We start from the raw sequence: 22,670 nt of genomic DNA, 5'->3' as shown, positions 1-22,670 counted from the left end.
CCGGGGAAAACGTTGCTCATGGAGCATCATGTAGGTATGTGGTTTGGTTGGATCGAATTTGACCTGTTGCTCGGGGATGTACATTCGCTCAAGCGGAAGCGCTCCGTGGTGCGTCCCCTCATGGCCGAGATCAGACGCCGTTTCGAGGTCTCCGTCGCGGAGACCGGCAACCTGGATGTACACCGGCGTGCCGGGGTGTCGGCCGGAGTCGTCGCGGCGGATGCAGCGCACGTGATCAAGGTGCTTGATGGCCTCGAACGCCTGGTGGCCGAGCGCCCGGACATAGAATTGCTCAGCGCCCGCCGGCGCCTGCATTCCTCCGAAGACGAATAAGCCAATTCCGGCGCCTAGTGGATCACCCATGTCACAAACCCCAGCAGCGTGCACACGATCAACAACAGCCCGCCAAGCCGCGGGGCAATCCATGCTGTGATCTCACGCTCGCTCGGCGGCGCCGGCCTCGGCAGAGCTCCCGCGGCCGATGACACCGGCATGATCGCCATCTCGTAGGCCAGCAGCATCCGTGAAGGCGAGAGCATTGTGGCCATCGAGGCGGTGACGTTGGAAACCGCCACGATTTGCAGCACCGAGGAACCCATGGCCGACGCGGCCTGTGCCTGTGTGGCAGCGAGCATGGAGTTTGCCGCGGTGTTGGAACCAGAGATGAAGCCGGCCAACCCGTTCAGGACGGGACCCAGGACGAGGTAGCCTGTGCCGATCCCGGCGAGCGCGGCACCCAGTTCCCTGCCCATGCCCGTCGCCGCAAGCAGCGCACCCAAGATGGTGAATCCGCCGGTGGCCACACCCACCGGAACCCAGCTTCGATAGGCCAGCAGGGCACGGCTGCGCAGTCGCCCGCTTCTGCCGCCGAGCGACGCGGACGAGTATTGTGCGACAAGGCATGCGACAACCAGCCAGACCCCGCCGCTGGACAGGGCGCGCTTGAGCAGCGAGGCGTCCATTCCCGAGGTCAGCGCACGTGCAGCCAGCAGCCCCAACGTGAGCACCCCGTAAGGCAGCAGCGCCACCCATACCTTGCGGCCCGCTGGAACCAAGGAACCTCCAACCCTGAAGGCCAACAGATGCACGGCCAACACCAGCAGGGAGCCGACAATGCCTGCCGGCGGGGTTCCCATGAGCAGGTTGGCCCCTAGGATTCCGGCGTTGAGCAATACCGCTGCACCCAGCAAATGCGCCAGCAACCGGCCGGGTCTCGGCGAATCGTCGCGCAGCACCAGCCAGGAGACGACCCCGGCACCCAAGACGACCGGTAGCGTCATCAGTGCCGAGCGCACACCCACTTCAAAGAGCGTCAGGCCAGCCAGATCCGCCGCCACCAGGGATCCGGGGCCAAGGGCCCCCCAAGGGACGGCGACCAGCCCCAGCAGGCTCAACACCGCGGAGTGCTTCACCGAGTGACCCAATTGCAGCAATAGCGGGACGCCGACGGTGACGCCGATGCCGAATCCCGTGACGGATTCGGCAAACGGAACCAGCCCGAAGATCACCAGCACCGCCCCGGCTTGCTGGTTGGATGCGCTCTGGCGCAGCCACCCCGAGATCCTGTCCATGGCACCGGTTTCGGTGGTGATACGTGAGAGCAGTACCCCTGCAAAGAGGATCAACAGCACCTCGAGGATGGTCGGGCCGAACATCGCACCCGCGGCCAACAAGTCGCCAAGCGGGGTGGGGAAGAAGAACAGGGCCGCGAGTACACCGGTGGCCAGCGAGGCGGTGGCCATGGTGGTTGCCTTGGTCCGGGCAAAGAACAGTGCCATGGCCACCACGATGGGTGAGGCAGCAACCAATGCCAGCATGTGTTTTGAGGATCCTAACGGATTGGGGGGGTCCATTACTGGGCTTGAGAATACCTCCGACAGTACTCGGGCGCCGATTCGCCGCCGTTGCGCTGCGTCATCAAACCTGGTGCACACCGCGCACAAACTCATCGGTGCTCGGTGCGCCCGTCAAAGCTGTCACGGGATTCTAGGATCTGCGCGGCATGTGTTTGGGCCCAGTCGCGAATGACGTCGAAGGGTCCCAGCAGGGTTGCCCCAACGTCGGTGAGTTCGTATTCAACTCTCGGCGGGACCTCAGGGTAGATGGTGCGGGTTAACAAACCGTCACGTTCCAGCGCACGGAGCGTTTGGGTGAGCACCTTGGGAGTGACCCCACCGATGTCCGACCGCACTTGGGAGAAACGCCGGGGGCCGGACTGCAAGGCCAGGAATACCAGGGGTGTCCATTTATCTCCCATGCGCTGGAGGATCAGGCGCGAGGGACACTCGGGGCTCATGACGTCGAAGGCCGGCGGCTTGGTATCCATGAGGTAACCATATGACGTTGAGGTACTCGATATCAATTAGATACTATTGGGTTTAGGACACCGCGCCGGGCAGAATAGGCTCGTCGGATTCCCCAAAGAACAGGAACTTTTCTATGAAGATTGCAGTTTACGGAGCCACCGGCATGGTCGGCAGCCAGATCGTTGCCGAGGCGGCCAAGCGCGGCCATGAGATCACCGCGGTTTCGCGCAGCGGCCGCGATGTCCCTGGCGCCACCACCGTGAGCATCGCCGAGCTTGGCGACTCCGCCGCCTACCGCGCACTGGCCGGCGCCAACGACGTGGTCGTCTTCTCGATTCCGCCTTCGCGCACCGGCGAATCCCACCAATCGTTCATCGACGCCCACGAGGAAATCTCCGAGACCTTGGTCCCGGCCCGCGTGTTCGTTGTCGGTGGCGCAGGCGCGACCGAGGTTGATGGTGTCCGCTTGGTCAACACCCCCGGATTCCCCGAGGACTATAAGGCCGAGGCCCTGACCATGGGTGAGGTTCTGGACTTCTACACTTCAGCCTCGGGCCTGGACTGGACCATGCTGGCACCTGCCCCCGTGATCGCCCCGGGCGAACCGACCGGAACAATCGTATTGGGCAACGATTCCCCGGCCGGCGAGCGCGTGAGCACCGGAGACTTCGCTGTTGCCGCCCTCGACGAGATCGAAGAACCCCGCCATCAGCACCGCCGCTTCACCGTGGCCAGTGCATAACCCACACGCGCACCCAGGGGTGCGGGCGGACCCGGCGCCACCGGGTCCGCCCGCACCTTTTTGCCACAGTGGTCACGGTCCCACAACAACCATGACTCCCCAGCCGTGACCTCGCCCACACGCCCCTGTACCGCCGACGCCTGCCGACTAAGGTTGATGGCGGTACCCGCACGCCGTTGCGCGAGAGGGTCCCGCCAGTTACCCACCATTAGTGACTTTGCAGGAAGCAGCTCATGAAAAATGTTCGCCCTTTGGCTCGTCGCCTGTTCCCGGCCCTCACGGTCCTCACAGCGGCACTGGTGCTCGCTGGTTGTTCGTCCCCGGCCGATAGCGCCCCGGAATCCGGTACGGACGCAGGAACCCCGGTCATCGGCGGCACCATGGTCTATGCCTCGGGCGATGCCGAGCCAACCTGCTTGGATCCACATGTGGGCGGCAACTACCCGCAGGCCCTGGTTGCCTCGCAGTTCCTCGAAACCCTGTATACCAAAGATGCCGAGGGCAAACTGATCCCCTGGCTCGCCGAGGACTCCACCGTTTCCGAGGACGGGCTGACCCACACCCTCACGCTCCGTGACGGAATCTCCTTCACCGACGGGACCGCGCTGGACGCCGCTGCCGTCAAAGCCAACTTCGAGCACCTCTTGGATCCGAAGACCTCTTCCTCCACTGGATATCTTGCCCTGGGGAAGATCGATTCCATGAAAGCCACCGAGACCAACACTCTCGAACTGAAGCTCAAGACCCCGGACAACTCCCTGCTCGAGTCATTCTCCATGCCATGGGTCGCCATCGAATCCCCTACCGCACTCAAGCGCAGCCAGGAAGAGAATTGCGCGGCACCGGTGGGCACCGGACCGTTCAAGGTCGAATCCTGGAAGAAGCAAGAAGCGGTGAACCTCATCCGCAACGAGGACTACGTGCGCCCCGTAGCAGACCCCAACCATGAGGGCACCGCCTACCTGGACGCCATCACCTGGCGGTTCATCCCCGAGGCTGCCACCCGCTACGCGGCCCTGCAGGCCGGCGAAGTCCAGATCATTGACAACGCCCAGCCAGACACGATTGCCGCGGCCGCCAAGAACCAAGCCATCGAGCATCTCGACGCACCGCGCCCCGGGGCCTCAAACCGCATCGAATTGAACTCCTCCAAGGCACCGTTCAATGACTCCAAGGTCCGCGAGGCCTTTATCCACGCGGTCAACGTGGACGCGGGCATCGATTCGCTCTTCTTCGGCACCGCGCCTCGTTCGCATTCCCCGCTCTCCAGCGTGGAGCCACTGGGCTTCTCCGCTCCGTCACTCTTCGACTATGACCCGACCAAGGCCGCAGAGCTGTTGGACGCCGCCGGCTGGGACGAACGGGACGGACAGGGCTACCGGGTCAAGGACGGTACCCGTCTGTCGCTGACCTTCCCGGTCAGCACCAGCCAGTCGGTCCCCGCCGAGCAATCCCTCTTTGAGCAGTTGCAGGCCACCGCCAAGGAATCGGGTATCGAGATCAAGATCAACCTACTGGATCTTTCCAGCTGGTACGGGAAACTGGCGAAAAACGACTACAACCTGGTCTCCGCGCCCTACACCAAGGTCGGGCCTAGCGTCCTGTCCGTCCTCTTCCACTCCGATTCCACCATCCCGGCTCCCTCGGGCTACTTCGCCAACCTCTCCCAGGTCAAGGACCCGGCCTTGGATGCACTGCTGGACACCGCCGGATCCACCCTGGACACCGCCGAACGCCAGGAAAAGTACGCGCAGGCGCAGAAACTGGTGCTCGAGGGCCACTACCTGCTGCCGCTCTATGACCAGCAGAACCATTTCCTCTACTCCTCGGAGCTGTTGAACGTCGGTGCCACCACCGCGGTGGCCTCCCCGGTGTTCTTCGATACGTGGTTGGCCAAGTAGGCGTCCTCGCCTGTTGCCCATGACCATCGCCTCGGACACTGACAGGCGGCGCCCCCGCATCTGGGGCGCCGCCCGCTGGCTGCTGGGCAAGCTCGTCGGGGGGATCTTCGTCCTCTGGGCCGTGGCCACCGCGATCTTCTTCGGCATCCGGATGATCCCGGGAGATCCGGCCGAGGCCATCATGGGCGGTCCCGGCTCACAAGCCTCGGCCGAGGCTCTGGCCCAGGCCCGCGCCGACTACGGGCTCGATGAGCCCCTGGTGATCCAATACCTCACCTCCCTATGGCGGCTGGCCACCGGGGATCTGGGCACCTCATATTCGCTGAAGTCCCCGGTTTCCGAGGTGCTGGGCGAACTGGTCCCCGCCACCCTGGTGCTCGCGGTACTGGCGCTGCTAGTGGCCTGGGCACTGGCGCTGGGCCTAGCGGTGGCCTCCACCCGCAGCGGAAAGCTGGGCATGGCCCTGGGCTCCGGCCTGGAAATCGTCTCCGCCGCGGTCCCACACTTCTGGTTGGCCAGTGTGCTGATCATGTTCTTTGCCACCGCCCTGGGGTGGTTGCCGCCGGTCAGCACCAACTCCCCCGCCGGGCTGGTGCTACCCGTGGCCACCCTGGCGTTGCCGTTGGCAGGATTCCTGGGCCAGGTCATGCGCGACACCTTCGATGAGGCGCACCGCTCCTCCTTTGCCCTCTCGGCTCGAGCACGCGGTGAATCGGAAACCGGGGTGCTGTTGCGCCATTCCCTGCGCCATGCCGCGTTGCCGGGCATCGCGCTATCCGGGTGGGCGTTTGGTTCACTACTCTCCGGGGCAGTGGTCGTGGAGTCCATCTTTGCCCGCCCCGGGTTGGGCCGCTCACTGCTTTCGGCCGTCACCGCCCGTGACATTCCGCTGGTCACCGGCGTGGCCCTGCTCTCGGCCGGCGCCTACGTGCTGATCATGGCGCTCTCCGATCTCGCAGAGCGTCTGGCCGATCCCCGGATGGTGGCACCGTGAGCGCCCCCAAGCCCGAGCTGAGCCCCGGCGATCCAGTGCTGGTACGCCATAGAACCCAGATCACGGCCCGGCTCCCCTTATTTCTCGCCGCCGCGGTGCTCGCCTTTTTCATCCTTGCCGCTTGCTTCCCCACACTGTTAGCCCCCTACGATCCGCTGGCCATCAACCCCACCGACGCATTCTCCGGGCCCGGGACCGCCCACCTGCTGGGCACCGATGAATCCGGGCGGGACATCTACTCACGCATCATCCACGGCGCCCGTCCCTCACTGTTGATCGGCGCCGCGGCCACCGCCATCGGCTTGGGGCTGGCCCTGCTGCTGGGAACCATCGCAGGGTTCGGCGGACGCTGGCTGGACTTCGGGGTCGGACGGATCTTGGAAGTACTCTTTGCACTACCGGGGCTGCTGCTGGCCTTGGTCTTCATCGCACTGGCCGGACCAGGCGTGGGCACCACGGTGGTTGCCGTCGGGCTCACCACTGCGCCGGGCTACGCCCGGATGATCCGCGCCCAGATCATTGCGCTGCGCACCTCTGCGATGGTGGAGGCCGCCACGGTGCTGGGCCGTTCCCGCACCAAGATCCTTTTCACGCACATCCTTCCCAACGCGCTGGCCCCCATCGCTGTGCTCGGCACCCTAGGGCTGGGCCAGGCAGTGGTCTGGGCCGCATCGCTGAGCTTCCTCGGCCTAGGCGCCCCACCACCTACCCCAGAATGGGGTGCCATGCTCTCGGCCGGGCGCACCTACCTAGCAATTGGCTGGTGGATGACCTTCTTCCCGGGACTGGCCATCGTCTTGGTCGCCGCCGCGTCCACGGTGCTCTCCCGCGCCCTGAAAACCGGAGGCGAACGATGACCCCTTCCCCACCCGTACTACGGGTCAAGAACCTCTCGGTGTCCTTCGACGCCACCGAGGTGGTTTCCCAGGTGTCCTTCACCATTGAGCCCGGGGAATGCCTCGCCTTGGTGGGTGAATCTGGATCCGGGAAATCCGTGAGCGCCAGATCGCTGATTGGTTTGGCCGGGACCGGGTCCCGGGTGCACGCCGAAACCTTGGAACTCGCCGGCCGGGACGTCAAGGACCTCTCACAACGGAGCTGGCGCAAGCTCCGCGGCAAACAGGTCGGATTCATCCTCCAAGACGCCTTGACCTCACTGGACCCGTTGCGCAAGATTGGCAAGGAAATAGACGATGCGCTGCGATTACATACCCGCCTCTCCCCCGGCGCTCGTGCCGCCAAGGTCATCGACCTACTGACATCGGTTGGTCTTGATGATCCGGTACGCCGTGCAGGACAACTCTCGGGCGAGCTCTCCGGCGGCATGCGCCAGCGCGCACTGATTGCCTCGGCCATTGCGCTGGACCCTGCCCTGGTCATTGCCGACGAACCGACCACCGCGCTAGATGCCACGATTGCTGCCCAGGTCATGGAGCTGCTCGCCGGCTTGCGGGCAACAGGCTCCGGCATGCTGCTGATCAGCCACGATCTGGCCGCTGTGGCTAAGGTCGCCGATTCCATCGCGGTGATGCAGGGCGGACGCATCGTAGAAACTGGCCCGGCCGAACAGATCCTCGGCAACCCACAGCATCCCTACACCCGCGCACTGCTGGCAGCGGTACCCGCCGGAAAACCACGCTTTACCCCGCTGTCTCCCGCGACACAGCCCGCCGAGCCGATGGTGTCGGCCCGTCCCACGGTTTCGGCGGCAGCAGAGCCGGTGTTGCGTGCACGGTCGTTATCGCGCAGCTTCCAGATCCCCGGAGCAGCGGGCTTCCACGCTGTGCAGAATGTGGACTTCACCTTGTTTGAGGGCGAGACCTTGGGAATGGTCGGTGAATCAGGCTCAGGCAAGACCACCACCGCGCGCATGGCCCTGGGATTGCTCGAGCCCGACTCCGGAAGCGTTGAACTCTTTGGCGAACCCTGGAGTCAGGTGCCCGAAGCGCAGAGGCGAACCCGCCGCCCGGGACTCGGTGCGATCTACCAGGACCCGCTCTCTTCCTTTGACCCGCGGATGTCCGTCGGTGCCTTGCTGGCCGATGCCCTGAGCCTCGGTGCCACCCGCAACCCGCGCCAGCACCGCGAGCGGATCACCGAGTTGCTGGGCTTGGTGGGTCTCGAGACCGGGCTGATATCCCGGAACCCTGCAACTCTCTCCGGTGGGCAGCGCCAGCGTCTGGCCATCGCCCGAGCGTTGGCACCACAGCCCCGGGTACTGATTTGTGATGAGCCGGTCTCCGCCTTGGATGTTTCTATCCAGGCCCAGGTCCTTGACCTGCTTGATGACCTGCAGCAACGGCTCGGATTGAGTTACCTGTTCATCACCCATGACTTGTCCGTGGTGCGGCACATGAGCGATGAGGTGCTGGTGATGCGTGGCGGCCAGGTTGTTGAATCCGGACGCACCGAATCGGTGTTCACCGACCCACAACATTCCTATACGCGCCTGCTGCTTGCCGCGGCACCCGGGATTGCCGCCGGTCACTAAGCCCGGCATTCAGCAACCTTCTACCGCCGAAACCTCGGGATCCGCAGGAGCCTGGACGGCGGCTGTCTGGTCGCAGCTTTTCCCGCGAGCAGCCCCCCAGCAACGCGACAGCTGATATCGCAATGATCGGCTCACCGAGAACCGCAACAAACAGCTCCACCATGGTGGAGCTGAACAGCCCGAACAGGTGGAAAAGCCCCCGCCCGCGGCGGCAGCAGCATCACGCTTGGCCGGATTTTCATGCGCGCCAAGGCCGCAACAAGTCCCCTCGGTGAACGCCGGGAGGTTGCTTGCTTGCGAGCCGAACGGGACAAAGAGCATGCTGGCAATCGAACTGTAGCTCAGCAGCAACCGGTCATTCGGCGCGTAGCCGTTAGTATGCAGCAACATCAGGTCACCACGATCGAGGCCCGGGCGGAACTGCTCAGCAGCAGGTCCACGGTGCCGCTGCCTCCCGATACCGCCCATACCCAGAAGGCTGTCTGGGCTTTGTCTAGGCTCGCTCGCTCGGCGGCTTGGATGATGACCAGCATCGATCCGGCAAAAAACACTGCCACGGCAATGAATCCGGCGCTGATCGCACTGATCGACAGGTCGCCCAGAACCCCGGGCAACCATTTGCGCTGCGCTGAATCATTGAGTCCACTGTGGTTTTGGGGCTAAGGGCTGAAAGCTCTTGGCGCCGGAGAACCAGTTTTCCTGGCGGTTATCCTGAAGTTGCTCGCCGATGCGGTAGAAAAGCCCCGAGTGGCTCAGCAACGGGTCCGAGCCATCCACCGTCAGTGAGAGCACTTCCCCGACCACGATGATGTGGTCACCGCCGTCATAGGCGTTCCACTGCCGGCATCGCAGAGTTGCCACGTTTCCCAGCAACACAGCAAAGCCGTCTTCCAAGGCCCACTCCGGTTCGCGGTTGATCGTTTCGCCGGCGAAGTGCTTGGCAAGTTCGAGTTGGTTGGCCGAAAGGATATTGATGGTGAAGTCCGCGCCTTTCAAATACCTGGCGGCCTTTGAACTGCGCGTCAGGGTTACCTGCACCAACGGTGGATCCTGGGAAACCGCGGCAAACGCCGTAGCCGTTGCCCCATACGGGCTTCCGTCGGTTCCACGGGCTGTGACCACGGTGACGCCCGAGGCGAATTGGCCAAATGGTCTGCCGAGATCACTAGCGTCTACCGTTTTGGACTTGGTTTCCTGGGTCATTGCTGATGCTTCACTTTCACATGGAATTCCCTAGCGTGCGAGAATGGTGCTGCCGTTGGTTGCCTCATAGCATGCTGCAACCGAAGTCTTGGTGGTACGACAATGGCGGGGTCCCCCGGAAACCTCTCCGGGAGCCCCGCCATGACGAGGGGTGCTGAAAACTACTTGGCGGTGGGGTCCAGGACGAAGTCGTAGGTCGTCTGAACGCCGTTGCCTTCGGTGGCCTGTTGGATGTCCAGCAGCAGTTCCGGCTTCACGGCGGTCGCGATGTCGTCATCATTGTGCTCGTCGCCCGGGAAGTACAGCTGGGCGGTGAGCAGCTCGTGGCCCGGAGCCGAAACCTTCAGGTGTAGGTGGGCCGGGCGCCAGGCGTGCCAGCCGGCAGCCGCGATCAGCTGGCCGCAGGCACCGTCGGTCGGAATCTGGTACGGGGCCGGCTGCATGGTGTCGATGCGGAAGTTGCCATCCTCATCGGCGATGAAGGTACCGCGCAGGTTCCACTCCGGGATGCCCGGCGCGAACTGCGAGTAGAAGCCTTCCTCGTCGGCGTGCCACAGTTCAACCTTGGCGTTGGACAGCGGCGAGCCATCGGTGCTGCGGACCTGCCCCTGGAAGAGCAACGGGGTGCCCTTCTCGTCGTCGCGCATCTCGATCTTGGCCGGGGACTTCTGCTCCGGTGCTTCGGGGATGTAGTACGGGCCCTCGATGGAACCCTTGTTGCCCTCGCGGTGGTCGGTGGCAACGTCTTCAACGGAGTGCTCGAGCCACACGTCGAGGAACAGCGGCCATTCGCCGTCCGCGCCGACCTTGATCAGCCAGGCCTTCAGTGCGTTGAATTCGTCGTAGCTCACGCGCTCTTCGAGCACGATGTCGTTGGCGGCCTTGATCAGCTTGCTGGCCAGCAGGTTGACGCGCTCGACATCTACTTCGATGCTTCCGATCTTGCCGGAAGCGCGGAAACGATCAGTGGCGGCGTTGCCCGAAGCGGCTGCGCTGGCGGTTGTTTCGGTGGTCATGGGGTGCTCCTTCTATCTCCTGCTGGAGTGGTGTTGTTGCACTGGTGCTGAATCACAAGGTGCGGTGACTGCTGTCACAGTGACTTTCTATGCGTTCAATGTATGCCTCTTATTGAGAAGAGGGAAATACTTATTTCGGCTTGATTCAGAGGTTTTTCATATCAGTGAAGGTTTTTGCCTATCTTGCCTCGTCACGGGGTCCGGGCAGGTGACACCCAGCCGATCCGAGAGAAGAGACAACTTCAGAAAACCGGCCGGTGGGCCGCGCACCGGCACCATATGACAACGACGTCGGACGAGCCCCAGAGGGCCTGTCCGACGTCGTTGTACGCTGTGGCGCTGGCGCCATCGAACCTGCTAGCTGATCGAGTTCGGGTGCTTGGCCAGTGGCGTGACCTTGATCTTCATGTAGGGGTACATCGGGAAACCACTGAGGATCTGGTGCAGTTCGTCATTGGATTCAACGTCGAAGATCGAGTGGTTGGCGTATTCACCGACGATGCGCCAGATACCGGCCATTTTGCCGCTGCGCTGCAGCGATCCGGAGTACTCCTTCTCCTCGACCTGGAAATCGGCAATCTGGGCCGCGGTCAGATGGGCCGGAAACGTTACGTCCATACGGGCAAGAAATATCATGTCTTCTCCTGAAAATGGGGGGAAAATTAGTTGGAGCGGTAACGGGCGAGCTTGTCCTCGTCGATGGCTGCGCCCACGCCTGGGACGTTGCGCACCGAGATCCGGCCTCCGTTGATGCGGATGGGTTCGGCCAGCAGATCATCTGCCATGTCCAGGAAGTTGGACAGCTCCCCGGCCCTGCGGGTGGTGGCCTCGTGGGCGGCGCCGAAGGTGACGGTGGCCAGCGAACCGACCTGGGTGTCGATCTGGTTGCCCATCGTGACATCCACGCCGAGTCCGGTGCACAGCCCCAGGATCTCGGTGGCCTCGGTGAAGCCGCTACGGGCGGTCTTGATGCAGATCGCATTCGAACCACCAGAGAGCAGTTCGCGCGAGACATCCCCCGCGGTGGGCACCGACTCGTCGCCTACGATGGGGATCGGGGACTTCTCCACGAGCCGACGCCGGCTCATGGCCTCCTTCGCGTCGCACGGTTCCTCCAAGGCGGTCAACCCCAGGCCCTCGGTGCGCCGCAGCACCTCCATGGCCTCGTTGGCGCTCCAACCGCGGTTGGCGTCCAGGTAGAGCTCTACATCGTCGCCGAGCCCGGCGCGCAATACGTGGCAGGCCTCAATATCCAGGGACAGCGGGCGGCGCCCGACCTTGAGCTTGAAGGTGGTGATGCCATATTCCTCGCCGAATCGCAGCGCTTCGTCGAGCAGCTCCTGGGCCGGGCGGAAGCCGAGCATGTGCGAGACGCGCATTGAATCGGTGTATCCGCCCAGCAGCTTGTGCACCGGGGTGGCCAGCGACTTGCCCAGCAGGTCCCACAGGGCAATGTCCACCGCGCCCTTGGCGACCTGGTTGTGGATGGTCCGGGCCATCACCTCGTGGACCTTGCCACGATCGAAGGGGTCAAGCCCGATCAGTTGTGGCGCAAAGACTTTCTCGATGATGCTCACGATCGAGTCTTGGGTTTCACCGTAGGTATAGGGCCGCGGCGGGGCATCGGCTTCGCCGATGAGTCCCTCGTCGGTGTGGATGCGCACCAGTACGTGCTCGGCGTCGGTGACTTCCCCGCTGGCGAACTTAAGCGGGTGGGTGTAGGGAATCGAATAGGGGATCGCTTCAATGCGCAGGATCTTCATGCCTGGTTTCCTTCCGTGGGGGCTGGAGCCTTAAAGAGGTCCAAGAATTTTTTCAACAGGGCCGTTTCGTTGTCGGTTTTCCAAGCGACGGCCAGGTCGACGGCCGGCGCGTTGCGCAGCTGGCGGAAGACCAGGCCCTGGAGTCCGAACATGCGCCGGGCGGTGGGTACGAGGGCGACACCCATTCCGGCGGAGACAAAGGAAAGCAGAGTCGAAGTTTCCTGGGCTTCCTGGACGATGTGCGGGCTGAATCCCGCTTGGCGGCAGGCCTCGGTGGAGATCGTGTTGACCGCTGAAGTCAGTGGGTAGGAGATGAAAGGTTCCTCGGCCAGGTCTTCGAGGTCCAGGATCCCGCGCGAAGCCATCTCATGGTCCTCGGGCAGCGCTACGACCAACTCATCCTTTTCCAGGAACTTCAGGCTCAACTGGTTTGAACGGATCGGCGGGCGTAAAACGGCCACGTCCACGCGCTGTTCCTCCAACGCGATCTCCATTTCGGGAGTAAGCATCTCCCCTTGCACGTTCAGCCGCAGGCCAGGCATGTGGACCCGGGCGGCTTGGACGATCATGGGCATCAGGCGGTAGGTCGCGGTGCCGGAGAACCCGACTCGCAAGACTCCGCTGGCTCCCTGTCCCACAAGCTTGACATCCTGCTCGAGCTTTTCCACCTCGGCCAGCAGCAGCCGGGCGCGAGTCAAGAGCAGTGCACCTGCTGCGGTGAGGTCAACCTTGCGCGTGGTTCGGACCAGCAGCTGGGTTCCCAACTGTTCCTCAAGTGCCTTGATCTGTTGCGACAGCGGAGGCTGGGCCATGTGTAGTCGTTGGGCTGCCCGTCCGAAGTGCTTTTCCTCGGCCACGGCAATGAAGTAACGCATCTGACGCACTTCCACGTCATCCACCCTCCGGTCATGGGACACAGGTGTGCACCACTGCCAGATTAGGACGCAAAGATTACTTATGGGAAATACAAGTTTTGATGCGATTCAGAGCTTTTGCGTATAAGTCCATCGCGTTCAACGAAAAAGAACGTGTGACGCAGGCAATTCGATCAGGATCCATGCCCCTGTTCGGGCAGCAGCCGGATCACACGGAACGGGCCGCGGCGATGAACGCCTTGATCAAACCAACGTCCTTGGTCCCACGGCTGGATTCGACACCGGAAGAGACATCCACACCCGAGGGGCGCAAGGTGCGGACCAAGCCCGCGACGTTCTGCGGGTTCAGGCCACCGGCCAGGATCCAGGGACCCTTCGGGGGCGAATTCAGTAATGCCGTCGCGTCGAAGGTGACACCGGCGCCCGGCTCGACGGCATCGAGTAGGATCCGTTCGGCGGCCCAGAGTTCTTGATCCGATTTCCCCAGCGCCCGGTAGTCATCGAAGGACAGGGCACGCAAGGTCGCAAACCCCTCCCTCTGCAGCGCCTGGGTATCGGAATGGGGTTCGCTGCCATGCAATTGGACGGTCCCCACACCCGAGCGGCGGGCCATGTCGATGACCGTATCCAGTGGCTGGTTGCGGAAGACCCCGACGGTTTCAACATCTCGCGGTACCCGCGCGATGAGGTTTTTTGCGAGCTCTGGTGCAACGGTTCGCGGGCTGCCGGGGGCAAAAACGAAGCCCACGGCATTGGCTCCCGCCAGCACCGCCGCTTCTACGGTCTCGGGGGTGCTGAGCCCACAGATTTTGATGTACAGCTCGTTGCTCAAGGGGATCTTTCGCGTTGCTGGGTTGTTGGTCTTGCTTCCATGCTACGTCCCGAGGCGCACGCTGAGCATCATGGCCCGAAGTCGGCGGTAGTCCTCGCTGGCCTTGACCTTGGCTGCATCTTCCTTGCTGACATGGTCCTCATCAAATCCGAGATCATCGACGAAATCGTCAGTACTGAACATTTGGCTGCTCAGATCCTTGGCCGATGAAAAATAGCTTAATGCCGGTTTCTCGTCGCGTTTCTTGGTGGCCGCGGCGTCGTTGAGCATCAACAGGACCCTTTGCTCCTGTTCATCGTCATCATCCGCGTCATCCACAACCATGTGTTCGAAGACGACCTCTGCCGGGGCCAGCAGTTGCGCCTCCGACGGAGTTGACTCGAGCACGGTGCGGTCATAGACCCCGGTGTCGCCATCGGTGTCTATGGCCGAGTCCGCCCGGAACTCGGCGATCTCCGTCCCGGAAGAATTCTTGATGTCCCACTTCGTGTATCGGTCATCGTGCGGTTCAGCGCTCGAGTTGCAGTCATCACACGGATCGGCCTCAATCGTCCAGTCCGCCGGGTGCTTGAAACTGATTCCTTGGGTGGAGAAGGTTTTCCAGTCGGCGGTGTCGATCTCATCCGCCGCCGTCGGGGAGGCTGAGGACTTCTCGGAGGCAGTTTCAGAGGAAGCTGCGGGTGCCGATTCCGAGGTACTTGCGGATGCGGATCCCGCAGGAGCGGTGCTGGAGCTGTACCCGCTCGGGTCCATTGGCGGACCGACGGTTCCGGTGTCGAGCGGTCCCTCGGGGGCAGCCCCGGAGCACCCTGCCAGCAGCACCATGCCGAGCAGCGAAGCGGAGGCCAGGACGCGAGCGGCCGCCCGGGACATGGGCCGGGTCCGTAGTATCGGATCGGTTTTCATCGGTGGTCTCCTTCAGCGCGAGTGCCAAGTCGGACGTCGATACATGACCCACTCTGCCCGACCAAGGACCCCATGCCAAGGGGTGCCCCGACGAGAATGCGGCCAACTTCGCCCCCTGCCCGTCGGGCACCGGCTGGTGTTTCACACCGCGGATCAGTCCAGCAACAGCGCCGGTTCCTGCATGATCGAGGCGACGTCCGCCATGAAGCGTGCCGACAGATCCCCGTCGACCACACGGTGGTCGAAGGAACCGCCCAGGGTGGTGATCCAGCGCGGCACAACCGCCCCGTCCACGACCCACGGCTTCTGCCGGATGGTGCCGAAGGCAACGATGGCCACCTCACCGGGGTTGATGATCGGGGTACCGGTGTCGATGCCCAGCACACCGATGTTGGTGACCGTCAGGGTGCCACCGGTCATCTCCGCCGGGGACGTCTTGCCCGCCCGCGCCGTGGCGGCCAAATCGTTCAGGGCGATGGCCAGTTCGCGCATGGACAGGTTCTGCGCGTCCTTGAGGTTCGGGACGATCAACCCGCGCGGTGTTGCCGCGGCGATGCCCAGGTTCATGAAGTGCTTGACCTGGATCTCGGCGCCGTTTTCGGTCTCCACCCAGGAGGCGTTCACCGAGGGGTTGCGTGCCGCGGCCCAGATCACTGCCTTGGCCAGCACCAACAGCGGGGAGACCTTGATGCCTTCGAAGTCACGGGACTTCTTGAGCCGTGCCACGTATTCCATGGTTCGCGAGGCATCCACGTCAACGAAGATCGAGACGTGTGGTGCGGTGAAGGCCGACTCGACCATGGCCTTGGCGGTGGCCTTGCGGATGCCGCGGACCGGGGTGCGGATGATCCGGTCATCGAGCTGGCCGCCCTTGGCGGACCAGAACATCGGGGCAGCATCGCGTTCGGCCTCGCGCTGCGCGTTGTAGGAGAGCACGTCGTCCCGGGTGATCTCGCCCTGTCCCCCGGTGCCGGTGACCTCGGTGAGGTCCACGCCGAGTTCCTTGGCGACCTTGCGCACCGGTGGCTTGGCCAGCACGCGGTCGACAAACGCTGCCACGGCAGGCTTGGCTGCTGCGGTCAGTCGGGTGCCGGCCTGTCCAATTTCGGCGGCGCGGCGAGAAATGGTGTCGGCCAGTGCCGCGGGGATCGCCGGGGTTCCGGGTGCTGCGGGAGCCTTGGCGGGTTTGGTCGGCGCCGGGCGGTTGATCCGGGCGCGACGTTTGACGGCATCTGCCTTGGGGCCCGAGCCGACCAGCGGGCCGGGTTCCTCGCTGGCCACGGGGGTGTCGGCCTCGGCGATGTCGGCCACGTCGGGGACATTGGTCATCGGCTCCGGCTGCGAGCCGACCTCGTCAACGGAAAACAGTGCGGCACCTACGGCCAGGGTCTGGCCCTCGGCGGCGTGTAGTTCGGTGACCATCCCGGCGTAGGGGCTGGGCAGCTCGACCACCGATTTCGCGGTTTCGATCTCCACGAAGACCTGGTTCACCACCACGGTGTCCCCGGGCTTGACTTTCCAACTGACGATTTCGGCCTCGGTGAGGCCTTCGCCGACATCGGGAAGATTGAAGGTGCTCATCGTCTTCACTCCTTGTAAGAAAATTGGCAGCTGCGGTGCTGTGGCGCGGGTGGGCGCCGGTGGGGATTAGTAGGCGAAGGACCGATCAAGGGCTTCAAGGACCTTGTCGATGTCCGGCAGGTACTGTTCCTCGACCTTGGCCACCGGGTAGGGCATGTGGAACCCGCCGAGCCGGATCACCGGGGCCTCCAGCGAGAGGAAGGCACGCTCGGAGACGCGGGCGGCGATCTCCCCGCCGATGCCGCCGAAGGTCGGGGCCTCGTGGGTGACGATCAGCCGACCGGTCTTTTCCACCGATTCGGTGATGGTGTCGAAGTCGATCGGGGAGACCGAGCGCAGGTCGATGACCTCCACCGAGCGGCCGTCCTCGAGGGCAGCCTCGGCCGCGGCCAGGGCCACGGGCACCAGCGGACCGTAGGTGACGATGGTGGCGTCCTCACCGGGGCGGATGACCTGGGCCTTGAAGGCGTCGGCGGCGGGGTTCTGGGTGTCGACCTCGCCCTTGAGCCAGTAGCGGCGCTTGGGCTCGAAGAAGATCACCGGGTCTTGGCAGGCCGCCGCCTGCTGGATCATCCAGTAGGCGTCATGGGCGTTGGACGGCGCCATGATGCGAAGCCCTGCGGTGTGGGCAAAGAGCGCCTCCGGGGATTCGGAGTGGTGCTCGATGGAGCCGATGCCTCCGCCGTAGGGGATGCGGATGACCACCGGGGCACCGAAGCGGCCCTCGGAGCGCGCCCGCATCTTGGCCAGCTGGGTGGTGATCTGGTTGAAGGCCGGGAAGACGAAGCCGTCGAACTGGATCTCGGCGATCGGCGCGTAGCCGCGCATGGCCATGCCGATGCTCGTGCCCACAATTCCGGCCTCGCCCAGCGGGGAGTCGATCACGCGGTCCGCGCCGTAGGTGTCGATCAGCCCGTCGGTGATCCGGTAGACCCCGCCCAAGCGTCCGATGTCCTCGCCGATGAGCAGGGACTTGGGATTGCCGGCCAGGACCTTGTCGAGTCCGGCGTTGATGGCCTTGGCCAGGGTCATCGTGGTGGTGCTCATCGGGTGGCCCCTTCCTCGGTGGTGTCGGCGAATCCTGCTTCGTATTCCAGGTGCCATTTCAGCTCTTCCTGGATCAGCGGGTGGGCCTCGGCGTAGACGTTGGCAAATGATTGGGCCAGCGAGGGGTCGGGGAAGGCCATGGCTTCTTCGCGGACCCGGGCGGCCATCTCGTTGCCGTCGGTGACGACCCGCTCAAAGAACGCCTCATCGGCCAGGTTGTTGTCCCTCAGGTGCTTTTCCAGCCGGGTCAGCGGATCGCGACCGACCCAGGATTCCTCTTCGGCACCCAGACGGTATTTGGTGGGATCGTCCGCGGTGGTGTGAGCGCTCATGCGATAGGTTACGGCCTCGATCAGCACCGGGCCTTCGCCGCGGCGCGCCCGGTCCAGGGCCCAACGGGTCACGGCCAGCACCGCAAGCACATCGTTGCCGTCCACACGGATCCCGGGGAAGCCATAGCCTGCCGCACGGTCTGCCAGCGGGACCTTGGACTGCACGTGGAACGGAACCGAGATGGCCCACTGGTTGTTCTGGCAGAAGAAGACCACCGGGGCGTTGAAGCTGGCGGCGAAGACCATGGATTCGTGGACCTCGCCCTCGGTCGAGGAGCCGTCGCCGAAGTAGGCGACCACTGCTTCGCCGTCCTTGGCCAGGCGTTCGGCGTCCCAGCCGGCCTGGTCGCGTTGCACGGCCATGGCATATCCGGTGGCATGGGGCATCTGTGCGGCGAGCACCATGGTGTACATGTGGAAGTTGTTTTCCCTCGGGTCCCAGCCGCCATTGGAGATGCCACGGAAGATCCGTAACATCTGCGGGAAATCGACGTTGCGGGTCAGCGCCACACCGTGTTCGCGGTAGGTGGGGAAGATGTAGTCGGTGGGTCGGGTGGCCCGGCCCGAACCGATCTGCGCTGCTTCCTGCCCGCGCAACGGCACCCACAGAGCCAGCTGGCCCTGGCGCTGCAGCGCAGTGGCTTCCTTGTCAAAGCGGCGAGTCAGAGCCATGTCGCGGTAGAACCCACGCAACATCTCCGCATCAACGTCTTGGATGTAGCTGTCGTACTCGGTGTGTGAGCGACGTTCCCCTTCGGGGGTAAGTAGCTGTATCAGCGCTTGCTCCAAGGGCTCGTGCACGGTGTCGGTCATACCGAGGGCGTCCTTACATACATGAAATATGCCTTGCAGGGAATACATTCCCCACAAGGCATATAGCGGGATTGTCTTCGTCTAGCCTAGCGGGGCGTCGGAGCAAAGCACGACTTTTCGTTCCCTAGGAAAGCGTCGTGGGTTTTGGATAGTTCCGACAAAGCTCAATGAACCGGGTATTGGCCTCGACCTCTCCGATACTCACCCGGATGCCCTCGCGGCCGAAGGCCCGCACCGACAATGCTTGTTCCGCGGCCAGCTCGGCAAACCCGGCGGTGTCGGCACCCAGCGGCAGCCACACGAAGTTGCCCTCAGTCTCGGGAATTTCCCAGCCGAGCCCCTTCAATGCGGCGACGACACGAGTCCGCTCATCAACGACTTTTTGTACCCTTTCCACAACCTTGTCGAAATGGGCCAACGACGCCACGGCAGCATCTTCGGCCACCGAGGAGACGGCGAACGGGGTGGCGACAACCCGGATGTGGTTGGTGACAGCCAAGTGTGCGACCGAATACCCCACACGCAGGTTGGCCAGGCTGTGTGCCTTGGAGAAGGTCCGCAGCACCATCACGTTCGGGTGCTTGCGGTAGGTATCAATCCCGTTGACAGCCTGCGGGTCACGCACGAACTCCTGGTAGGCCTCGTCGATGACGATCAGAACGTCCGAGGGAACCTTGGAGATAAAGTCTTCGACCTCGCTGGTGCGCAGCGCCGGCCCCGTGGGGTTGTTCGGGGTGCACAGCAGGATCACCGAGGTGTTTTCGTTGACCGCTTCGGCCATCGCGTCCAGATCGTGACGACCATCGGCCAGTAGCGGAACCTGCACGGGCAGTGCGCCTGCGGTTTCCACCACGATCGGATAGGCCTCGAAGGAACGCCAGGCAAAGACCACTTCGTCCTGTACTCCGTCGTCATTCTGGCCGGCGAATGCCGCAAGGATCTGGGTCAGTGCGCCCAGGGAACCTGCACCCGTGACAATGTGCTCTGCAGGAACCGACAGGAATTCGGCCAGCGCAAGGCGCAGCTTGGTGGACAGCGGATCCGGGTAGCGGTTGATCTCGAGTTGGGCACGGATCGCGTCCATGACCTCCGGGATCGGCGGCTGGGGGTTCTCGTTGGACGAGAGCTTATACGCATCCAGGCCCGGGATCTGGCGCGGAGGTTTTCCTGCCGCGTACTTGGGCATCCGATCAATAATGGCACGGGGCTGGACCGCTTTGAGGGGCACAGGGTTTTCGGTGGTCATGCCCTATACCTTAGCCGCTACAGGCGGCACAATACCGTTGTGTTTCGGGCAATCCTGCCAACCTTCTGGGAAGCGGGCTTTTCTCCCGCACGGAAGCGAAGTCTTATGCCAGTATGGGACTCATGATTGCGTTTATCTTCAGGGTAGTGATCAACGCGCTGGCCCTTGCCGCCGCCGCGTGGATCATCCCCGGCATCACCGTCAGCGCCGCACCGTCCTCGGACCAGACCCTTGGCACGGTCCTGGCCTATCTGGTCGTGGGATTGGTCTTCGGGCTGGTCAACGCGGTGGTCCGGCCGATCGTGAGCCTGCTGTCGATGCCCATCACCTGCCTGACCCTCGGATTGTTCACGCTGGTGATCAACGCCGGCATGTTGATGCTCACCTCCTGGCTGACCCAATACCTGCCCATGGGCCTGAACGTGGACACGTTCTTCTGGGACGCCATCCTCGGCGCCCTGATCATCTCGATCATCTCCGCACTGATGGGCTGGATGACCCCGTCCAAGCGGTAAGCCTCGGAGCATACCGGGCGGGACTTTCAAGACAGGAACGTTCCAGGTTCCTCGCGCAGCATCAGAGATCAAACTCGCGCATGAGCTCCTCGTGGGAGAGCAGCCACTCTTCGTTGCGAGCCTCGGCGGCGCCGCGGACCTCAGCCCGGTCTTTCAGCGCCCGTAGCAATCTGTCGAAGACATCGCGTCGTTCAACGCCGCGCGGCGTGATCTCGACAGGGCCGCGCGGCGCGGCAGTAATTTACGACGTACACGGTGAAGCGATTGCCTCGTGGCCGATGGCTAACAAATTCCGGGTTGAAGACGGGTACAACGTTTACACCACTAAGAACTCGACTCAGGTGCTCATCCCGGGTCGCTGACGCATTGATGCGATTCGCTCTTCCCCGATGTACCTGATCGGAGTACGTTCATCTTCTGATGGCGAGAGCCGTGACGGTATCCACAAGTGGTCTATCCAGATGAGGGCCAAGCTCCCTGAGAACCTCTAGAGCGGCCACGACCTGCTCCCACGAGCCCCCACCAAGGTTATCGAGCCAATCCGCGCATTAGTCCCCGGCGTTGATAGGTTTACCCTGATGATGACTTCCGATGCACTAGAAGCTGCCGAGAGCTGGACCTCCTCACAGATCAAGAACTGGTCACCGAGGTGGCGAGATAACTTGGCGCATTGGCTTGAGCCAAGTCTTGCTCTCGTCGGAGACGCGGAATGGGGTGGCCAGATCCGAGATATGGTGCAGCTTCCCGTACAGGATCCGCTGGCGTGGGCGAACAGGCGGATCGAGCTATCGGATGGACATTGGGCCATCGCGGGTATCAGGTTTCGAGGTCGAGACATCGAGAAGCCGTTTGTCGACGTATTCGCAACATCGCTCCCTCCGGAGCCCGCCGGTCTTGCGGCTCTCGGTGAGATCTTGTCTCACTTCAGCGCATTCTCGCCACTGTGCTTTCGAGTCAATTTGCCAGATCCAGGGACGGGACTTCGAACGATTGCGGCTTCGGAGGCGGATGCCGGACGAGCTACGCCTGATCTGCTGGTCGTGGGGCGTCCGGTGGCGGAAATGCTTGAACAGCCGCTGGACAGCCGCTACGACGAGGTGTCGCTCGTTCCTTGCGGTCCTGCGGAAGCGCAAAGACGTGTCGCAGCAATTTATGACGAGCTTAGGCGAGCACAGCCTCAGCTCGATCAGTGGGCCACACCAGCCGACGCCGACACGCTCGAGGATGCCGCCGAGGAAGGCCTTCTCTTCGACATTCGGGTCAACGGCACCTCGGCAGGCGTCGTCGCGGCTGAGCGTGATGATGCATACGGACTTGCTGGATTCTGTATGCAGGAGATTGTCCTCGATTCAGCACACCGAGGAAGTCGTGTCGGTGTCGCTGCCTTGCAGCGGTTGTGCCACGAGGTTCCCTCGACTACTAACGACGTGCTGTGGGGACATATCCATCCTGACAACGTCCCGTCCCTGCGTAATGCCCAAGCGAGCGGGCGAAAGATTGTTACCGCCCACGTGTGGGTCACCCCGATGGGTTACAGCGGCATGCCTGTATAGGGCGAGACTTCACTCGGCGTCCGGAACTGCGATCGCGCGCTCCCACCGGACTTCTCCATCAACGACGGTGCTCGTGGGTGCCATCGCCAGACGAGTAGCAATGCGCTGCGACACCTCATGCTCCGGGTGAATCTGAGCGACGATACGACGAATATGGCGCCGGACCAGATCTTGGACGAGCAGCTCGGCAGCGTGACCACCGTACCCTCGACCTTGCCAAGGTTTTCCGATGACCCAAGAAATCTCGGCGGACTTTCCATCCTCGAAAATCGTAGCCTGCACGAAACCGATAGCCTCCTGCTGCGGGCCGATCAACACGATGCAGTTGATCCATTCTTCCGAGCGGTCGGCCGAGTACCCCCTGATCTGCACAGCATACCGGCGTGCAAGTTCTGCCGTGGTGGGTGGCGTTCCTCCGGTGAATGCATATAGCGAAGAATCTTCAAGAACGGTGGTCATTGCCTCCGCATCCTCGATACGAAGCGGGCGGAGCGACAAACGATCAAGCATACGGACACTGAACTCCAACGAGATCTGTTAGTCAAGGTTCCTGC

General features: G+C 63.2%; 24 protein-coding genes. 8 read left to right on the top strand and 16 right to left on the bottom strand.

What is annotated here, in order from left to right; all coding sequences use genetic code 11:
- Positions 1–36 precede the first annotated feature (36 nt).
- Positions 37–333 carry a DUF503 domain-containing protein gene (locus ADIAG_RS02990; protein ID WP_007269821.1) on the top strand — a complete coding sequence of 99 codons (297 nt, stop codon included), beginning with the start codon at positions 37–39 and terminating at the stop codon, positions 331–333.
- A gap of 14 nt (positions 334–347) precedes the next feature.
- Here ADIAG_RS02990 and ADIAG_RS02985 read toward each other — a convergent pair whose 3' ends face one another.
- Positions 348–1,817 (bottom strand): L-lactate permease, encoded by a 1,470-nt coding sequence (locus ADIAG_RS02985; RefSeq protein WP_007269820.1) that lies wholly within the window; start codon positions 1,815–1,817, stop codon positions 348–350.
- Positions 1,818–1,945: 128 nt separating this feature from the next.
- Positions 1,946–2,326, bottom strand: a complete 381-nt coding sequence (locus ADIAG_RS02980) for a winged helix-turn-helix transcriptional regulator (protein ID WP_007269819.1) — start codon at positions 2,324–2,326, stop codon at positions 1,946–1,948.
- 113 nt (positions 2,327–2,439) lie between these two features.
- On the opposite strand from ADIAG_RS02980, the gene ADIAG_RS02975 reads away from it, so the two are divergent.
- From ADIAG_RS02975 to ADIAG_RS02955, 5 genes are all read left to right on the top strand, one after another.
- Positions 2,440–3,048 carry an NAD(P)-dependent oxidoreductase gene (locus ADIAG_RS02975; protein WP_007269818.1) on the top strand — a complete coding sequence of 203 codons (609 nt, stop codon included), beginning with the start codon at positions 2,440–2,442 and terminating at the stop codon, positions 3,046–3,048.
- Positions 3,049–3,281: 233 nt separating this feature from the next.
- Positions 3,282–4,949: an ABC transporter substrate-binding protein gene (locus ADIAG_RS02970; protein ID WP_007269817.1), complete on the top strand. Its 1,668-nt coding sequence runs from the start codon at positions 3,282–3,284 to the stop codon at positions 4,947–4,949.
- 19 nt (positions 4,950–4,968) lie between these two features.
- On the top strand, positions 4,969–5,943 hold the full coding sequence (locus ADIAG_RS02965) for an ABC transporter permease (protein ID WP_007269816.1): 975 nt from the start codon (positions 4,969–4,971) through the stop codon (positions 5,941–5,943).
- Positions 5,940–6,800 carry an ABC transporter permease gene (locus ADIAG_RS02960; protein ID WP_007269815.1) on the top strand — a complete coding sequence of 287 codons (861 nt, stop codon included), beginning with the start codon at positions 5,940–5,942 and terminating at the stop codon, positions 6,798–6,800. Before ADIAG_RS02965 ends, ADIAG_RS02960 begins: the two co-directional genes overlap by 4 nt.
- On the top strand, positions 6,797–8,434 hold the full coding sequence (locus tag ADIAG_RS02955; RefSeq protein ID WP_007269814.1) for a dipeptide ABC transporter ATP-binding protein: 1,638 nt from the start codon (positions 6,797–6,799) through the stop codon (positions 8,432–8,434). Before ADIAG_RS02960 ends, ADIAG_RS02955 begins: the two co-directional genes overlap by 4 nt.
- Positions 8,435–8,443: 9 nt before the next feature.
- On the opposite strand, the gene ADIAG_RS22595 is transcribed toward ADIAG_RS02955, so the two are convergent.
- From ADIAG_RS22595 to ADIAG_RS02895, 13 genes are all read right to left on the bottom strand, one after another.
- Entirely contained in the window at positions 8,444–8,824 is a 381-nt protein-coding gene (locus tag ADIAG_RS22595; RefSeq protein WP_161623923.1) for a benzoate/H(+) symporter BenE family transporter, read from the bottom strand.
- Positions 8,824–9,048: a benzoate/H(+) symporter BenE family transporter gene (locus ADIAG_RS02950; RefSeq protein WP_007269813.1), complete on the bottom strand. Its 225-nt coding sequence runs from the start codon at positions 9,046–9,048 to the stop codon at positions 8,824–8,826. Before ADIAG_RS02950 ends, ADIAG_RS22595 begins: the two co-directional genes overlap by 1 nt.
- 19 nt (positions 9,049–9,067) lie before the next feature.
- Positions 9,068–9,637 (bottom strand): flavin reductase family protein, encoded by a 570-nt coding sequence (locus tag ADIAG_RS02945; protein ID WP_007269812.1) that lies wholly within the window; start codon positions 9,635–9,637, stop codon positions 9,068–9,070.
- A 161-nt stretch (positions 9,638–9,798) separates the two neighbouring features.
- A complete protein-coding gene (catA, locus tag ADIAG_RS02940) occupies positions 9,799–10,653 on the bottom strand; it encodes a catechol 1,2-dioxygenase (RefSeq protein ID WP_007269811.1) in 855 nt (284 codons plus the stop codon).
- A 357-nt stretch (positions 10,654–11,010) separates the two neighbouring features.
- Entirely contained in the window at positions 11,011–11,289 is a 279-nt protein-coding gene (gene catC, locus ADIAG_RS02935) for a muconolactone Delta-isomerase (RefSeq protein ID WP_007269810.1), read from the bottom strand.
- A gap of 26 nt (positions 11,290–11,315) precedes the next feature.
- Entirely contained in the window at positions 11,316–12,416 is a 1,101-nt protein-coding gene (locus tag ADIAG_RS02930; RefSeq protein ID WP_007269809.1) for an enolase C-terminal domain-like protein, read from the bottom strand.
- Entirely contained in the window at positions 12,413–13,306 is an 894-nt protein-coding gene (locus tag ADIAG_RS02925; RefSeq protein WP_043473126.1) for a LysR substrate-binding domain-containing protein, read from the bottom strand. The genes ADIAG_RS02930 and ADIAG_RS02925 overlap by 4 nt, the downstream gene beginning before the upstream one ends.
- 193 nt (positions 13,307–13,499) lie before the next feature.
- Positions 13,500–14,123: a phosphoribosylanthranilate isomerase gene (locus ADIAG_RS02920; RefSeq protein WP_007269807.1), complete on the bottom strand. Its 624-nt coding sequence runs from the start codon at positions 14,121–14,123 to the stop codon at positions 13,500–13,502.
- A 42-nt stretch (positions 14,124–14,165) separates the two neighbouring features.
- The gene (locus ADIAG_RS02915; protein WP_007269806.1) at positions 14,166–15,029 is read right to left on the bottom strand and encodes a hypothetical protein; all 864 of its coding nucleotides are present in this window, start codon (positions 15,027–15,029) and stop codon (positions 14,166–14,168) included.
- Between the two features lie 153 nt (positions 15,030–15,182).
- Positions 15,183–16,610 (bottom strand): dihydrolipoamide acetyltransferase family protein, encoded by a 1,428-nt coding sequence (locus tag ADIAG_RS02910; protein ID WP_007269805.1) that lies wholly within the window; start codon positions 16,608–16,610, stop codon positions 15,183–15,185.
- A 66-nt stretch (positions 16,611–16,676) separates the two neighbouring features.
- A complete protein-coding gene (locus tag ADIAG_RS02905; RefSeq protein WP_007269804.1) occupies positions 16,677–17,657 on the bottom strand; it encodes an alpha-ketoacid dehydrogenase subunit beta in 981 nt (326 codons plus the stop codon).
- Positions 17,654–18,802, bottom strand: coding sequence for a pyruvate dehydrogenase (acetyl-transferring) E1 component subunit alpha (pdhA, locus tag ADIAG_RS02900; RefSeq protein WP_007269803.1), 1,149 nt, complete (start codon positions 18,800–18,802; stop codon positions 17,654–17,656). Before pdhA ends, ADIAG_RS02905 begins: the two co-directional genes overlap by 4 nt.
- Positions 18,803–18,926: 124 nt before the next feature.
- Complete coding sequence (locus ADIAG_RS02895) at positions 18,927–20,048, bottom strand: histidinol-phosphate transaminase (protein WP_007269802.1); 1,122 nt, start codon at positions 20,046–20,048, stop codon at positions 18,927–18,929.
- A 113-nt stretch (positions 20,049–20,161) separates the two neighbouring features.
- On the opposite strand from ADIAG_RS02895, the gene ADIAG_RS02890 reads away from it, so the two are divergent.
- Both ADIAG_RS02890 and ADIAG_RS02880 read left to right on the top strand, forming a co-directional pair.
- Positions 20,162–20,563: a phage holin family protein gene (locus tag ADIAG_RS02890; protein ID WP_007269801.1), complete on the top strand. Its 402-nt coding sequence runs from the start codon at positions 20,162–20,164 to the stop codon at positions 20,561–20,563.
- A gap of 578 nt (positions 20,564–21,141) precedes the next feature.
- Positions 21,142–22,116 carry a hypothetical protein gene (locus tag ADIAG_RS02880; RefSeq protein WP_007269800.1) on the top strand — a complete coding sequence of 325 codons (975 nt, stop codon included), beginning with the start codon at positions 21,142–21,144 and terminating at the stop codon, positions 22,114–22,116.
- Positions 22,117–22,125: 9 nt separating this feature from the next.
- Here ADIAG_RS02880 and ADIAG_RS02875 read toward each other — a convergent pair whose 3' ends face one another.
- The gene (locus ADIAG_RS02875) at positions 22,126–22,626 is read right to left on the bottom strand and encodes a GNAT family N-acetyltransferase (RefSeq protein WP_043472698.1); all 501 of its coding nucleotides are present in this window, start codon (positions 22,624–22,626) and stop codon (positions 22,126–22,128) included.
- Between the last annotated feature and the right edge of the window lie 44 nt (positions 22,627–22,670).

It is taken from the genome of Paeniglutamicibacter gangotriensis Lz1y (assembly GCF_000348945.1).
Classification (GTDB): Bacteria; Actinomycetota; Actinomycetes; order Actinomycetales; family Micrococcaceae; genus Paeniglutamicibacter; species Paeniglutamicibacter gangotriensis.
The sequence above is the reverse complement of the archived record's forward strand: the minus strand, read 5'-3'. Positions and strand labels throughout refer to the sequence as shown.